Origin of the sequence: Clostridium sp. OS1-26 (assembly GCF_030915445.1) — a bacterium.
In the GTDB taxonomy this organism is placed as follows: Bacteria; Bacillota; Clostridia; order Clostridiales; family Clostridiaceae; genus Clostridium_AM.
Window position 1 is genome coordinate 5,540,738 of the sequence record NZ_CP133264.1, and the last position, 14,632, is coordinate 5,555,369.

13 protein-coding genes, 1 pseudogene and 1 riboswitch are annotated in these 14,632 nt (G+C 32.9%); of the genes and pseudogenes, 3 read left to right on the plus strand and 11 right to left on the minus strand.

The window, feature by feature from the left end; genetic code table 11:
• Positions 1-265: 265 nt before the first annotated feature.
• Positions 266-1,138: a DUF1002 domain-containing protein gene (locus tag RCG18_RS27270; RefSeq protein WP_308039104.1), complete on the minus strand. Its 873-nt coding sequence runs from the start codon at positions 1,136-1,138 to the stop codon at positions 266-268.
• Between the two features lie 351 nt (positions 1,139-1,489).
• Here RCG18_RS27270 and RCG18_RS27275 point away from each other — a divergent pair, with 351 nt between their 5' ends.
• The 3 genes from RCG18_RS27275 to RCG18_RS27285 are packed head-to-tail and all read left to right on the plus strand — an operon-like array spanning position 1,490 to position 3,855.
• On the plus strand, positions 1,490-2,491 hold the full coding sequence (locus tag RCG18_RS27275) for an ABC transporter substrate-binding protein (RefSeq protein WP_308039105.1): 1,002 nt from the start codon (positions 1,490-1,492) through the stop codon (positions 2,489-2,491).
• Positions 2,463-3,209 carry an ABC transporter permease subunit gene (locus RCG18_RS27280; protein ID WP_308039106.1) on the plus strand — a complete coding sequence of 249 codons (747 nt, stop codon included), beginning with the start codon at positions 2,463-2,465 and terminating at the stop codon, positions 3,207-3,209. The genes RCG18_RS27275 and RCG18_RS27280 overlap by 29 nt, the downstream gene beginning before the upstream one ends.
• 25 nt (positions 3,210-3,234) lie before the next feature.
• A complete protein-coding gene (locus tag RCG18_RS27285; RefSeq protein ID WP_308039107.1) occupies positions 3,235-3,855 on the plus strand; it encodes an ABC transporter ATP-binding protein in 621 nt (206 codons plus the stop codon).
• Between the two features lie 57 nt (positions 3,856-3,912).
• Here RCG18_RS27285 and RCG18_RS27290 read toward each other — a convergent pair whose 3' ends face one another.
• The 10 genes and pseudogenes from RCG18_RS27290 to RCG18_RS27335 form a co-directional block, all read right to left on the minus strand.
• The gene (locus RCG18_RS27290; RefSeq protein ID WP_308039108.1) at positions 3,913-5,433 is read right to left on the minus strand and encodes a CoA-acylating methylmalonate-semialdehyde dehydrogenase; all 1,521 of its coding nucleotides are present in this window, start codon (positions 5,431-5,433) and stop codon (positions 3,913-3,915) included.
• Between the two features lie 47 nt (positions 5,434-5,480).
• The gene (locus RCG18_RS27295) at positions 5,481-6,692 is read right to left on the minus strand and encodes a PucR family transcriptional regulator ligand-binding domain-containing protein (RefSeq protein ID WP_308039109.1); all 1,212 of its coding nucleotides are present in this window, start codon (positions 6,690-6,692) and stop codon (positions 5,481-5,483) included.
• Positions 6,693-6,816: 124 nt separating this feature from the next.
• A complete protein-coding gene (locus RCG18_RS27300) occupies positions 6,817-8,160 on the minus strand; it encodes an aminotransferase class III-fold pyridoxal phosphate-dependent enzyme (RefSeq protein ID WP_308039110.1) in 1,344 nt (447 codons plus the stop codon).
• A gap of 358 nt (positions 8,161-8,518) precedes the next feature.
• Positions 8,519-8,833: a cobalt transport protein CbiN gene (locus RCG18_RS27305; RefSeq protein ID WP_308039111.1), complete on the minus strand. Its 315-nt coding sequence runs from the start codon at positions 8,831-8,833 to the stop codon at positions 8,519-8,521.
• Entirely contained in the window at positions 8,833-9,585 is a 753-nt protein-coding gene (locus tag RCG18_RS27310; RefSeq protein WP_308039112.1) for an energy-coupling factor ABC transporter permease, read from the minus strand. Before RCG18_RS27310 ends, RCG18_RS27305 begins: the two co-directional genes overlap by 1 nt.
• A 39-nt stretch (positions 9,586-9,624) precedes the next feature.
• Positions 9,625-10,479: an ATP-binding cassette domain-containing protein gene (locus tag RCG18_RS27315; protein ID WP_308039113.1), complete on the minus strand. Its 855-nt coding sequence runs from the start codon at positions 10,477-10,479 to the stop codon at positions 9,625-9,627.
• Positions 10,480-10,491: 12 nt separating this feature from the next.
• Positions 10,492-11,394, minus strand: a complete 903-nt coding sequence (gene cbiQ / locus RCG18_RS27320; protein ID WP_308039114.1) for a cobalt ECF transporter T component CbiQ — start codon at positions 11,392-11,394, stop codon at positions 10,492-10,494.
• A gap of 222 nt (positions 11,395-11,616) precedes the next feature.
• Positions 11,617-11,797, minus strand: a riboswitch (cobalamin riboswitch).
• A 177-nt stretch (positions 11,798-11,974) separates the two neighbouring features.
• Positions 11,975-12,784, minus strand: a complete 810-nt coding sequence (gene trpA / locus RCG18_RS27325; RefSeq protein WP_308039115.1) for a tryptophan synthase subunit alpha — start codon at positions 12,782-12,784, stop codon at positions 11,975-11,977.
• Positions 12,784-13,958 (minus strand): annotated as a pseudogene (gene trpB / locus RCG18_RS27330) (tryptophan synthase subunit beta). Before trpB ends, trpA begins: the two are co-directional and overlap by 1 nt.
• Positions 13,958-14,605 carry a phosphoribosylanthranilate isomerase gene (locus RCG18_RS27335; protein ID WP_308039116.1) on the minus strand — a complete coding sequence of 216 codons (648 nt, stop codon included), beginning with the start codon at positions 14,603-14,605 and terminating at the stop codon, positions 13,958-13,960. Before RCG18_RS27335 ends, trpB begins: the two are co-directional and overlap by 1 nt.
• Between the last annotated feature and the right edge of the window lie 27 nt (positions 14,606-14,632).

Below are 14,632 nucleotides of genomic sequence, written 5' to 3' on the forward strand. Positions count from 1 at the left end.
CTATTTTTATTTTTTACTATTATATACTCTATGATAACCTTGTTTTTCATATCTTAGTCATAATACTCGTATCTACATAAAAGTGTAATTTTGTATAGTAAATAAAAACAGTGCACCCTTATTTTTATAAAGGTTGTGCACTGTCTTTGCTATTTTGAACTTTGAATTATCTTAAGCAATTTTAGCATTAGATATTCCCAAACCTAAGGCTTTAGGCTTTTCAGTATAGGATGTTGCTTATATACTTTAATATTTTTACTATAATCTAGGAAAAAAGCTTTGAGAAAAAGTTCTTAATTCCATCAAATAGATTACTAAAGAAACCCTTAGCTTGATCACTATTTAAGTTTTGTTTTAGTTGATTTGTTACATCATTTAGCTGATTTTTCATCTGTTTAAAATCCAAATTCAATCCATTTATCTTACCCATTAAGGAAGTTATATTCTTAATATCATCATTGCTTAAATTAATGTTATAATTGTTAGTTACATTCGACACTATTTTTTCTATTTCTTTTTCATTTTTAGGCTTTTCTTTGATAACTTCTTTTTTTACTTCATTTATTAAACTAGCTGCTTTGTCTTGTCCAATTTTCTCACCTAAATTACCAGTAGTAACTATTTCTTCATTAGCAACTTTCTTTTTGTTTTCATCAATCTTTTTACCACCAGTACTGTTTTCAAATCCTTTCAATATTCCTGTAAGTGCTGCAGTACCAGATACATTAAAAGGAGCTGATGCTTTAACATTGGCGTTCTCTATACCTGCAGTAATCAAAGCATTTTTTATCATATTTTCATTAACCCAATATATATTGTTTGTAGATATCTTCAATCCGCCTTTTGTAGTAGGTTCTACATAAGAACAGGATATGGACTTTGTTCCTATCTGTTTTTCAGAAGCAACACCACCAAGGTACTTAACTTCCTCATCTCTATTAACTTCTAATATATTAGCTTCTTCCTTAGTAACACCAAAATACTTTAGCATGTCTTCCTTTTGTTGTTTTGTTAAATCTGCTCCTAACGTTACAACCTTATAAGCATCAGCATGAGCCTTTCCCACAGGTACAGCTGTGATTATAGATGCAACAAAAAACATAAATAACAATTTACTTATAAATGTCTTACATCTCATCTTCTAAATCTCCTTTGTTTTTTTATGAATAAAATTCCCTAGTTTATTTAACCAACATAATATATTATATACATAATTAAACTCAAATCATATCCTAAAATTTTAGAATTAAATATCTTTAACTTTATTTTCCTACATTATAGACCTTAAAATCATTTAAAAACTTAGCATGATTATATAAACTTTGTACTTATATAATAAGATGGAAGTATTATAGCTGGTAATTATCGGATAAAAAATTTACAATATATAGATACAAATGGTGATTTGTTATATAATTATATTTGGAGCAAAACATAAAGTCTATAAGGCTTTTATAAATATTAAAGCCTATAGGACAGGAGGGATATTATGAAAAAAAGAATAGGAACATTGCTTATGGCATTCATGCTTGTAGCTTCAACATTGTTTGCAATAGGCTGCTCAAAGGACTCCGGCACTACTGGACAAGCTTCTAAGGAAACTAAAAAGGAAAAAGTTAAAATAGCCGCACTAAAAGGACCTACAGGTATGGGTATAGTTAAACTTATGGAGGAAAACAAGGATGCTTATGATATTACACTATTTGATTCACCAGACCAATTAGTATCTAAAATTGTAAACGGCGAGTTAGACGGTGCTGCAGTACCATCTAACCTTGCACCGGTTTTATATAATAAAACAAAAGGTGGAATTCAATTAGCAGGTATAAACACCTTAGGAATTCTATACATTGTTGAAAATGGTAACACAATAAAAGATATAAAAGATTTAAAGGGAAAAACCATTTATTCTAGCGGAAAAGGTTCAACTCCAGAGTTTGTACTTAATTACATATTAAAGAAAAACGGTCTGGAACCAGATAAAGATGTTAAAATTGAGTACAAAATGCAGCATAGTGATCTAGCTACAGCAGTAGCTTCAAAGGAAGTTAAAATAGCTGTTTTACCAGAACCTTTTGTAACTACGACAAAAATGAAGGACAAAGACTTGCAAGTAGCTATAGATTTAACTAAAGAATGGGAAAAAGTATCACAAGGCAATAGTAAGTTAGTAATGGGAACCTTAGTATTTAGAAAAGACTTCTTAGAAAAAAGAGGAAAAGACGCAGAAGAATTCTTAACTAAATATAAAGAATCTGTAGATTTTGTAAATAAAAATAAAGAAGATGCAGCAAAGCTTATAGAAAAGAATGGTATACTTCCAAATGCTAAAATTGCAGAAATGGCTATTCCAAAGTGCAATATAGTATTTATAAACGCAAAGGATGGCAAAGATTCCTTAGATAAATTCTATAAAGTTTTAGAACAAAATGATCCAAAATCCATTGGAGGAAAACTACCAGATGAAAATTTCTATTACAAAGGAAACTAGAAAAATAGGAATATTAATATTTTGGGTGTTAATTTGGGAGCTTTGCTCCCTTTTTATTAATAAACCAATCCTACTTCCCTCTCCCATTGAAGTTTTAAAGGTCTTAATAGTGCTTATTGGAAAAAGTTATTTCTGGGAAAGTGTTTTCAGCAGTGTATTTAGAGTTATATTAGGGCTTTTTTTATCAATAGGCGTAGGGGTGTTAACAGGGGTTATTGCAGGAGCTAATAAATTTATAGAAGAATTATTAGAGCCACTAATTGTATGTATAAAATCTACTCCTGTTATGTCCATAATAATTTTAGCTTTAGTTTGGTTTAAGTCTTCCCATGTACCTATATTTACTACTATACTAATGTGCTTTCCAATAATATATACTAATGTGCTTCATGGAATAAAATCTGTAGATGTACAATTGGTTCAAATGGCTAATGTATATAAAGTAAAGAATAAATACATAATAAAGGACATTTATTTGCCTTCAATAAGCCATTATATCATTTCTGGAATATTGATGTGTTTAGGTCTTGGATGGAAAGTTTCTGTGACTTCTGAAGTTTTAAGCACTCCAAAATATTCTATAGGTTTGAATCTACTAAATGCTAAGTCAACTTTAGAAACAGCAGAGCTCTTTGCATGGACTATTGTAGTCGTCTTGCTAAGCTTTATCTTTGAACATATATTTAAACTCTATATTAAGGCATCTTCAAAAAAATAACTTCAGTCGATAGAGGATGGTATTTATGGAACTATTAAATAATTACGAAGTGCAAATAAAAGACTTATGTAAATCCTATGAGAATCATAAAGTTCTATACAACTTCAGTATGAATTTTACAAAAAATAAAATTACTGTTATTACAGGTCCTTCTGGTTGCGGAAAAACTACACTCTTAAACATTATAGGTGGTATTGAAAAAGACTATAACGGACAAATAATTTCACCTAACAATAGTATATCATACATATTTCAGGAGGATAGACTTCTTCCTCATCTTACAGTTTATGAAAACATAGCCTTTGTATTGAAGTCTACAATGAGTAAAGAAGATATGAATACTATAATAAATAAATATTTAAACATGGTTAAGCTATCTGAATATAAACATAAACTTCCAAGCAAATTAAGCGGAGGTATGAAAAGAAGGGTTGCTATAGCTAGGGCTTTTGCTTATAAAAGTAGATTGCTCTTAATGGATGAACCTTTTAAAGGGCTAGATGATAAGTTAAAAATGGAAATAATAGATGAATTCTTAAAGCTTCATAGAGAGGATAGACGAACTGTTATTCTTGTAACTCATGATATGAAAGAGGCAGAGCTTTTAGGTGATATCATTTACTCTATGCCATCATTGAATAAATAGTAATTTTGAAACTTGTTGTGCTAGTTAAAGTAACTTTAACTAGCACAACAGATTAATTTATTTTCCTCCTAGTGATCCATCCCAGGAATCTACCTTAGTATTCTTCATCTCATCTTCATCAAACCATCTAGTAGTTACTGCCTTAGTTTCTGTATAAAATCTTATTCCATCTTTACCTAAACAATGCAAATCACCAATAAAGGAATTTTTATGACCTGTAAATGGAAACATTGTTACTGGAACTGGAATTCCTACATTTATTCCTACCATGCCGCCATGGGTTCTCCTAGCAAATTCACGACTATAGTATCCGCTTTGTGTAAACACTACTGACCCATTTGCAAATGGATTGTTATTCATAACTTTTAGTCCTTCTTCAAAATTCTTAACTCTCTTTATACATAATACTGGCCCAAATATCTCACTATCTCCTACTGTCATCTCTGGAGTTACATGATCAAGTATTGTAGGTCCAAGATAAAAGCCTTTTTCATATCCTTCTACAGAGGTATTGCGGCCATCTAATAAAAGTTTTGCTCCTTGCTCTAATCCTTTTTCTATCCATTTTAACACAAAATTTCTGTGTTCTTCTGTTACTACAGGACCAAGTTGGGATTTTTCATCATATGCAGGACCTACTTTAAGTTCCTTTGCATATTGTACAATAAGTTCTACTAGCTTATCTGCTATACTTTCATGAGCTACTACCACTGGAAGAGCCATACATCTTTCTCCCGCACATCCAAAAGAAGAGTTTATAATGCCGCGAGCTGTTCTTTCTAATGCTGCATCTTCTAACACAAGTCCATGATTTTTTGCTTCACATAACGCTTGCACTCTCTTACCATTAGCTGCTGCTGTTGCATATATATGCAAGCCAACAGAAGTTGATCCAACAAAGGTTATACCCTTTATATCAGGATGTTTTAAGAATATCTCAGCTTCTTTTCTGCTACAGGTAACTATATTTAAAACACCATCTGGAAGACCAGCTTCTTTCCAAAGTTCTGCACATCTTAAAGCAGTCATAGGTGTCATTGAAGATGCTTTTATAACAATAGTATTTCCTGCTGCTATACAAAGAGGAGCCATCCATCCCATTGGCACCATACCTGGAAAATTAAATGGAGCTATACCTGCAAAAACTCCTAAAGGTTCACGATATAGAACAGTATCGTATCCTGTAGAGGTATCCATAAGTGATTCTCCCATCATTAATGTAGGAGCACCACATGCAAATTCTACACACTCCTTAATTTTCATTATGTCTCCTTTTGATTCTTCCAACACTTTTCCGTGCTCTGTTGCTACCATCCTAGTGAGCTCTTCAGCATGCTCATCTATAAGCTCCCTAAATCTATATAATACTTGTACTCTTTTCATTACAGGTTGTTGAGACCAGGAAGGAAATGCATCGCTTGCTGCCTTTATTGCAAAGTTAACATCCTCTTCTGTACAGCAAGGTGCCTGTGCTAATACTTCCCCTGTACTTGGATTAAATACATTCATATATTTATCTGTTTTCGATTCATGAAATTTTCCATTAACAAAAAACCCTAATTTTTTTACTTCGCTCATAGTAACCCTCCTACATTTGCGTGCGCAATAATATAATTATTTTAATATTAAAAGTCATTCATCTGTTTTATCAGATATCCAAGATAAAATTCTACTCTTACCTTTACATCTGTTAGATCCTGTTTCAATATTTCTTGTATTTTATTGATTTTATATATCAATGTATTTCTATGCATGTAAAGCCTCTGTGCTGTTTGTACGTAATGTCCATTTTCTTGAAGGAATATATAAAATATCTTGGTGAAATCTGTACCATTTTGTGCATCATATTGTTCTAATTTTCCAATTGTGGCGTCGTAATACTCCTTTAAACTGCTTATATTTTCTATTTCAGTAAGCAGCTTATATGCTCCTATATTTGAATAGTACATGGTTTCACCCATATGTTCTTCTGACTTTATTGCTTTTAAAGCTTTCTCTGCTTCTATATAGCTCTTTTTTATTCCTGAAAACTCTGTATAAGCATTACCAATCCCTATACTTATACCGACATCGGGAAAACCATTTTTAATGCTTTCTCTAATAATCTGCGAAAGATCCTTTAAATTAGTAAACTTATTTTTTTCATTAATTATAAGCAATACAATAGAGTCATTTTGTAAAAAACTTATAGCTCTATACCTAGGATCCCAAACTGCATTATTTACCGTTCTTAGCAAGCAGTTCTTGACATGAACTATGTTTTGTTCATCTTCAATATTTTTAAAGGATAGATATTTTTCAAGCTTATTCATTTTTACAATAATTATTCTAAATGAATTTAGATAGCTATAACCATAGGCCGAAATCTTTTCTATAAAATCTTCATAAATAATCTTGTTATTAAATATGATATTCTTTAATAAGTCTTGACAGGCAATCTCCTCCAACTGTCTTTTTATTATATCCCCACATATAATTCTTGTTATTTCAGCTAAACTAATTTCCCAAGGAATTTCAAATACTGGAAAATCATTTTTATCTGCAAGTTTCTTTACTTCAGCAGGGATCTCTGTAAGATATCTGCCAGTGTTTACAATAAGTCCTGATGCCTTTTTTTCAATTAGTCCTTCTATCATTTCAATTAAACCTAATGTATTGTTTAGAATTCCTATACCTGTAAGCATTATTAAATCATCATTTTTTACGTATTTTATAAGATCTGGAGTTTCCAAAGCATGGACCCATGTTACTATTTTAGAAACTCCCTTATTTCCGCCTACTAGCTTTAAATCCTTTAATTCAGGTAAATTTATCAACTGATCAATTCTAACACCCATAATTCAACCTCACTGTATACAGTATTTTAAAATATAATCAATACACTATTATATTTAATTATACATTAAATTATTTGTAATTAAAATTCAGTTTTGTTTAATTATGGATGTATAGCGTAAATTATTACTCTACATAGCCATCAGCAATATCTAAAGCTTTATCTATTGCAGTAAATGCCTTTTTCATTTCTTCTTCGTTGATTATACAAGGTGGTACAATGAAGATATAGTTCCATCTAATATACATATAAATACCATCATCCATCAATGATTTTTTCACTCTATCCGTTACTTCTCCACTTCCATTCCATGGAACAATAGGTTCTTTAGTATTTCGATTCTTAACAAGTTCTATACAGCCAAATAAACCTATATTTCTCACATTACCTATACATTTATGCTTCTTTATCTGTTCTTCTAAAAGCTCTGTCATTAAAGCACCTTGTAATTTTGCATTTTCAATTATTTTCTCTTCTTTATAGGCTTTTATGGTTGCAACAGCTGCCGCACAGGCTACAGGATGACCACTATATGTGAGACCACAGAAAAGATTTTTATCATAGATAGCTTTTGTAACTTCATCAGATAAACCTACAGCACCTAATGGTATATAACCAGAATTTATACCTTTTGCCATTGTCATTATATCAGGAAGCACTTCAAAGTTATCAATACCAAACCATTCTCCAGTTCTGCCAAAGCCACTCATAACTTCGTCAACAATAAGGAGTATCTTATATTTATCACATAATGCTCTAAGTTCAGTAAAGTATTCTTTTGGAGGAATAAAAATTCCATTAGATCCAGTTACAGCTTCTATAATTATTGCTGCTACAGTATCAGGATTTTCATACATAATTGTTTCTTCAATATGCTTTACACATTCCATGTTGCATTTACCATGTTCTTTGCCAAAGGTACATCTATAACAGTATGGATCAAATACTCTAACAACACCAGGCATCCCAGGTTCAACTGGCGGCCTTCTAGGATCTCCTGTCATTGCTATTGCTCCATAAGTAGAGCCGTGATATGAACGATAGCGTGAAATAACCTTCCATTTTCCCGTTGCCATTCTTGCTATCTTAATAGCATTCTCATTTGCATCAGCTCCACCATTGGTAAAAAAGAAATGATTTATGCCTTTTGGTGTAATCTCACTTAATAACTTAGCGAGTGAACTACGAGATTCTGTAGCAAAACTTGGAACAATGTAACAAAGCTTTTCTGCTTGTTCCTTTATAGCTTGAACAACCTTTGGATGCTGATGACCAATATTTTGATTTACCAGCTGAGCGGCCATGTCCAAATATTCTTTTCCTTTGTCATCCTTGAAATAGCATCCTTTTGCTTCATTAACTACTAAAGGATTGAGCTTAGATTGTACCGACCAAGAATGAATTACATGATTTCTATCATTTTCATATACATCATTCGTATTCACCTTATCAGAAATATTAGTATTCATTATTCCTATACACCTCGCTTCTCTAGATTATAAATTAACTACTTATTTGAATTCCCTTGCTTTATGATATTATAATAGCATCCGTAAAAAGCAATGTATATGTACCAAATGTACAAGTATTTTCGTATTTTTTACGAATAATTTAATTTTATTTAATTAATCATAGCGGTTTATATTAAAAATGTTAAAATTATCACAATCCTTAGTCACATATTGTCAATATTTAATATATCTATAGTAAAATAAGAGCCCCATCCAGTATAGAACTGGACAAGGCTCTAATCAAGCACTGCTTTTTGCAGTACCGTTATTTCTTTATCTTTCAATGTATATGAGTATATGAAAACATTATGCGATTTTACTCTGCTGATTTTCTTGTTTTTTTTCTCTCTACTAATCTTCCCATATAGAAGGCTAGAACACCTACTCCAATACCTGTCTGTACACAGAAGAGTAAACTCTCAATTTCCCCTGGTAGTTCTCCACCAATCCAAGTTTCCATAACAGGCGTAAACCAAGGCTTATACTCAGTACCTGTAATCTGGGAAACAACTTGGCTTCCTGCATCATCGGAGCCACCAAATTCGGCACCCTTTAATGTAAATAATGGTATAATAGCAATTAATGCAGCAATTACTAATAAGATTATAACCTTCTTTTTTGTCTTTGCCATTAATTTTCACCTCTCTTTAAAAATCCAAGACCTGTTAACTCAGATTTTGCATATGCTTCAAGACCTATAATGATGACAACAGTCAAAATACCTTCGATAATTGCAAGTGGAAGCTGTGTCGGCGCAAATACTGCAAGGAACTTGGCTGCAGATGCTGCGACACCACCGTTCTGAGATGGATATGCAAGTGCAAGCTGAATACTGGTTACACAATAGGTGAATAAATCACCTATTGCTGCTGCTAAAAAAACACCTACATGTTTATTTACTTTCAACTTTTCGCATAATTTATAGATTCCATAAGAAACTAATGGACCTGCAATAGCCATGGAAAATGTATTAGCACCAAGAGATGTCAATCCTCCATGAGCAAGCAGGATTGCCTGGAAAATCAGTACAATGATACCTAGGATGCCGACTGCGGTTGGTCCGAATAAAATTGCGCCAAGTCCAGTACCAGTCATATGTGAACAACTTCCTGTTACTGATGGAATCTTTAAAGATGAAATTACGAAAATGAATGCGCCTGCCATAGCAAGAATAGTAATGGATTTACGGTTTTCGGACAATGTTTTCTTAATTGATAAGTAACCTGTTACTAAAAATGGAACGCAGATAGCACCCCATATAATACAGAACTTTGGTGGAAGATATCCTTCCATAATGTGCATTGCGTTTGCTACGGTATCTACTCCGAAAGTTAACGCAAAAACCGTCATAATAGCGACAATTCTCTTTTCTTTTTGATTCATTTTATTTCTCCCCCTTATGTTGTTTTAATTTATATTAATCTAAGCTAAAACACCTAGAAAAATTTCCTGTTTTTCAAGCATTTTCTTAAATTCTTGTGTACTTTTGGGATAAGCTTTTGTATTCTCCAGCAGATGTTTTTCTACAAGCAATTCATAGACCTCCAGCATGGTTGGCTGTTTTAGATTTGCCTGTTTTAAAATTGACCTGTTTTGGAAAATTTCTAACGGTGTTCCATCTGCGATAATTTTACCATGGCAGAATACAATGACTCTTTCAGCCCATCTGTATGCGAAATCTACATCATGGGTAGAAATCAGCATTGTCTTACCCTCAGAACCAAGCTTGTCCAGAACTTCTTCCAACATCAATGCATTTAAAGGATCCAGTGCTGCTGTTGGTTCATCAAAAATGATGATTTCTGGTTTCATGGCAATGATATCCGCAATGGTGACACGCTTTTTTTCACCTCCACTCAAATAATGTGGTGGACGATCCTTGAAATCCGAAATATTCATATATGCCAATGCTTTATCAACACGTTCCTGTACTTCCTCTTTTGGAAGCTTTAAATTCATTGGCCCAAATCCAACTTCTGCCCTAACTGTTGATGCGATAATTTGATTATCCGCATCCTGAAATACGATTCCGATATTTTTTCGAAGCTCCTTTAAATTCTTTTTATTAACAACTGTATCTCGGTAAGTGATTTTTCCCTGTTCCGGTGTAAATACACCGTTAATGTTCAAGAAAAATGTAGATTTTCCGGATCCATTTGAACCAATGACAGCGATTTTCTCACCTTCATAGATATCCACGCTTACGCCGTTCAGTGCAGCCTCTCCATTTCCGTAGACATAGTATAGATCTTCAACCTTTAATATTGGTTTTTTCATAATTACTCCTTTCTATCTTGTAAAGTCCCAGAGTAGAATTAAAAAAATTATGAATGCTACTGATGTAACAATCTGTATTGTCTCTATCCTTTTATCTTCCTCCAAAAATATAAGATCTCCGTCATAGCATCTGGCCTCCATAGCATCATAATAGGAGCCTGCCTTTTTTAACGAAATAACCAGCATATTGCTTGCAATGCTTCCAAATGTATAGCAGGAAGTTTTAAAATTATAGTATCCCTGACGAGATTCCGCAGAGTTTTTCATTTTAGTATAGACATCCATTAAAATGAAAATGTAACGGTAAATGATATTCATCAGTTCTATAATAAGCTTTGGCACATGTGCCTTTCGAAGCACATATATAATTTCTGAGGATGGAGTTGACAGTATCATCATCTGTAAGGCACTGATAGCTGCAAAAACCTTCAGAATCAAGAAGATCACATTCTTAAGCTTTGCCTGAGAAGTAAACATATAGCAGAAACCAAGATAAAAGTTATACTGCCCCATTGGCTGCTTTGAAAAATCAATAGCAATGGTAAAAGTACCAAGGAGGATAAAGCCGATTTGAACTGCCAATATTGACAAGTATTCACGTATTGGAAGCTCTCCTTTTACAATGGTAAGATAAGCCATTGCAATAATGACCATGGTAGATACATAGGGGTTGTCCAATACAATACAAAGAATCAGTGTCACAACAGAAAGAGATACTTTAAAAGTAGGATTCCAATGTCTGATTTTAGAAGTATAAGCATAAAAATCAATTGAAAACCCTTCACCGTGTCTATGTCCTATTCTATGGCGGTGATGATGTTTTCTATCCCCATGGGTGTGGCCATCCCGACGTTTCCATTTAAAGAAAAAGATAACCATCAAAAACATGGCACATAAAATAATAATTTTCCCCATGTCACACCTCCTTCGATTTAGTAAAATACATTAATTTATATTTTATTTTATTGCAGTAATTTTAAAATTTGCAATAAAAAAACCTGCAACAACATGCAGGTTAAGATAATACCATATTGAATTTACATAAGGCTAGCTAGTACTATTGACAAAAAAAATTAATATTAGTAAGCGCTATAACTTTTATGTAAACAAATATTACCACATACTTCCCACCGAAGTTGTTGTTAATTACTTTAAGGCAGGTTTCCTGACTCGTAGATCAATTTACTTTCTAAACTTCCCAGCAATATGCCAGTGTTTACTAGATTTCATCCCTACTTACAGTAGCGGGGGCTGTAAAGGCTTTGAACCTTTTTCCCTATTATCTTCATTTTGAAGCACCTTAAAATATTCATATTAAATTAATGTTTCATTACACACGTACATTATATCCACAAAATATATGTTTGTCAATATTTTCTATAAAATTACACCAATTGTAGCCTCTTTAATTTAGATTTCAGCTAAAACTAATACGGATTTTAAGGGTAAAAATCTGCAACAAATACCAACCGGTTATTACCAAAAATTATTCTATTTAAACTTTTGATTGTTCTTTACAAACTGTGCTAATTTCAGATATGAAGTTTTTTACATTCTCAATAGCATCTTCTCTGTTTACAGATTCCATTACTTTTTTTATAACGGCACTTCCAATAATAATACCATCACAGTATTCTTTAAATTCTTCAACCATCTTAGCATTGGATATTCCAAAACCCAAGGCTTTAGGCTTTTCAGTATAAGATTCTACTGTTTTCATATATTCTTCTATATTGGTGTTTATTTTATTTCTAACACCTGTGACTCCCATCGTTGATACACAATATATAAAACCTTTAGCACCATCAGTTATATTTTTTATTCGCTCTTTTGAAGTTGGTGCTACTAATGGTATTAAATATATATTATATTTATCTGCTATTTCCAAAACGTCTTTTCTTTCTTCTATTGGTAGATCTGGTATTATAATTCCATCAATTCCAACCTCTTTAGCTGCTCTAATAAACTTTTCCATTCCATATTTAAATATAGAATTATAATACACCATGTAAACAAGAGGAATACTGCTTTTTGCTCTAATAGATTTTACTGTATTCATTATTTTGCATATCTTAGCTCCATTTTTCAATGCCAGCGAAGAAGCTTCTTGTATAATAACTCCATCTGCTAATGGGTCCGAATAAGGTATTCCAAGTTCAATTATATCAGCACCTGCTTCTTCCATAGCAAGCACCAAATCAACAGTTGCATCTAAACTTGGATATCCCGCTGTTATAAAGGTTATTACAGCTTTCTGTCCCTCTTGTTTTATTAAATTTAATTTAGTATCTATTCTATTTTTCATTATAATTCTACCCCCATAATATCAGCTACAGTATTTATATCTTTATCCCCTCGTCCTGATAAGTTTACAATAATGATATTATCTTTATTAAGCCTTGGTGCTAGTTTCACTACATAAGCCAATGCATGAGAGCTTTCCAATGCTGGAATGATGCCTTCTGCACAAGAAACATAAGTAAATGCATCTAAAGCTTCCTTATCTGTTATAGGTACATATTCTGCTCTTTCCATTTCCTTTAACTGAGCATGTTCAGGTCCAATACCAGGATAATCTAATCCTGCAGATACTGAGTGTGCAGGAAGTATTTGTCCATCTTCGTCTTGAAGTACATATGTCATCATTCCATGAATTACACCGATAGATCCTTTATTCATAGTAGCCGCATGCTCATCTGTATCAACACCACGACCAGCCGCTTCTACTCCAACGAGCTTTACTGTTTTGTCATTAATGAATGGATAAAATATTCCCATTGCATTACTTCCGCCACCAACACAGGCTATCACATAATCAGCTAAACGTCCTTCCTTTTCTATGATCTGCTTTCTTGCCTCATCTCCAATTATTCTTTGGAAATCTCTAACCATAGTTGGATAAGGGTGAGGCCCCATAACTGATCCAATTACGTAAAAGGTATTTTCTGCATTTGATACCCAGTCTCTCATAGCTTCATTTACCGCATCCTTAAGAGTGCCAGTACCTGAGATTACTGAATTCACCTTAGCACCTAATATTTTCATCTTGAATACATTAAGAGCTTGTCTTCTTATATCCTCTTCTCCCATAAATATCTCACATTCCATGCCAAACATAGCTGCTGCTGTAGCTGTGGCAACTCCATGTTGTCCTGCTCCAGTTTCTGCTATAATTCTTCTTTTCCCCATTCTTTTGCAAGCAATACTTGGCCTAAAGCATTGTTTATTTTATGTGCACCAGTATGGTTTAGGTCTTCCCTCTTTAGATATATCTTTGCTCCCCCAAGTTTTCTAGTTAGGTTTTCGGCAAAATATAATGGACTCTCTCTTCCTACATAATCTTCGAGATAATATTTGTACTCATTTATGAACTTTTCATCTTCTATGGCTCTATTGTATTCCCTTTCTAGCTCTATTATAGGGTTCATTATCGTCTCAGGTACATATTGTCCTCCAAATTTTCCAAACCTTCCATTCATTAAAATTCCCTCGCTCTCTTAATAAATTCATTTATTTTATAAAAATTCTTCACACCATGTTCTTCTACTCCACTAGAAACATCTACTACATAAGGCTCTGCTATTTCTATGGCCTTTTGTATATTTTCTGCCTTTAAACCACCTGCAAGAATTAAAGGCTTACAAGCTTTAATTTTTTTAACTATACTCCAGTCGAAACTTACTCCGGTTCCTCCAGCTGCACTTATAGCACTGCTATCTAAGAGAATACCATCAATATCATATTTCCCTATGGTATTTAACTTTTGCTGGTAGCTATTTTGATCCTCCGGCAGTAGATTTTTTCTTTGAGCTTCTATGCTTAGAGATTTCCATATGCTAAAATCACCAAATTTTTTTATATAATGCTCATCTTCACTGCCATGAAACTGAAGTATATCAAGCTTTAAATATTCCGCAGCGCTTCTTACTTTCTTAACATCTCCATTTACAAATATCCCTACTGTTTTTATTCTCCTGTCTAATAAATCAGTAAGTCCTTTAGCTTTCTCTAAGTTCACTTGCCTTTTGCTTTTAGCAAATACAAAGCCAACATAATCTGGAAGAAGTTCATTCACATACGCTATGTCTTCCTTTCTAGTTAAACCACATATTTTTATCTTTGTCATAATCCACCTCCACTCTTACAATATCTA

Bases quoted from the DNA above. Each gene is read 5' to 3' on its own strand.
- RCG18_RS27270 (WP_308039104.1), bottom strand. From the start codon at position 1,138: ATGAGATGTAAGACATTTATAAGTAAATTGTTATTTATGTTTTTTGTT.
- RCG18_RS27275 (WP_308039105.1), top strand. From the start codon at position 1,490: ATGAAAAAAAGAATAGGAACATTGCTTATGGCATTCATGCTTGTAGCT.
- RCG18_RS27280 (WP_308039106.1), top strand. From the start codon at position 2,463: ATGAAAATTTCTATTACAAAGGAAACTAGAAAAATAGGAATATTAATA.
- RCG18_RS27285 (WP_308039107.1), top strand. From the start codon at position 3,235: ATGGAACTATTAAATAATTACGAAGTGCAAATAAAAGACTTATGTAAA.
- RCG18_RS27290 (WP_308039108.1), bottom strand. From the start codon at position 5,433: ATGAGCGAAGTAAAAAAATTAGGGTTTTTTGTTAATGGAAAATTTCAT.
- RCG18_RS27295 (WP_308039109.1), bottom strand. From the start codon at position 6,692: ATGGGTGTTAGAATTGATCAGTTGATAAATTTACCTGAATTAAAGGAT.
- RCG18_RS27300 (WP_308039110.1), bottom strand. From the start codon at position 8,160: ATGAATACTAATATTTCTGATAAGGTGAATACGAATGATGTATATGAA.
- RCG18_RS27305 (WP_308039111.1), bottom strand. From the start codon at position 8,833: ATGGCAAAGACAAAAAAGAAGGTTATAATCTTATTAGTAATTGCTGCA.
- RCG18_RS27310 (WP_308039112.1), bottom strand. From the start codon at position 9,585: ATGAATCAAAAAGAAAAGAGAATTGTCGCTATTATGACGGTTTTTGCG.
- RCG18_RS27315 (WP_308039113.1), bottom strand. From the start codon at position 10,479: ATGAAAAAACCAATATTAAAGGTTGAAGATCTATACTATGTCTACGGA.
- cbiQ (WP_308039114.1), bottom strand. From the start codon at position 11,394: ATGGGGAAAATTATTATTTTATGTGCCATGTTTTTGATGGTTATCTTT.
- trpA (WP_308039115.1), bottom strand. From the start codon at position 12,784: ATGAAAAATAGAATAGATACTAAATTAAATTTAATAAAACAAGAGGGA.
- RCG18_RS27335 (WP_308039116.1), bottom strand. From the start codon at position 14,605: ATGACAAAGATAAAAATATGTGGTTTAACTAGAAAGGAAGACATAGCG.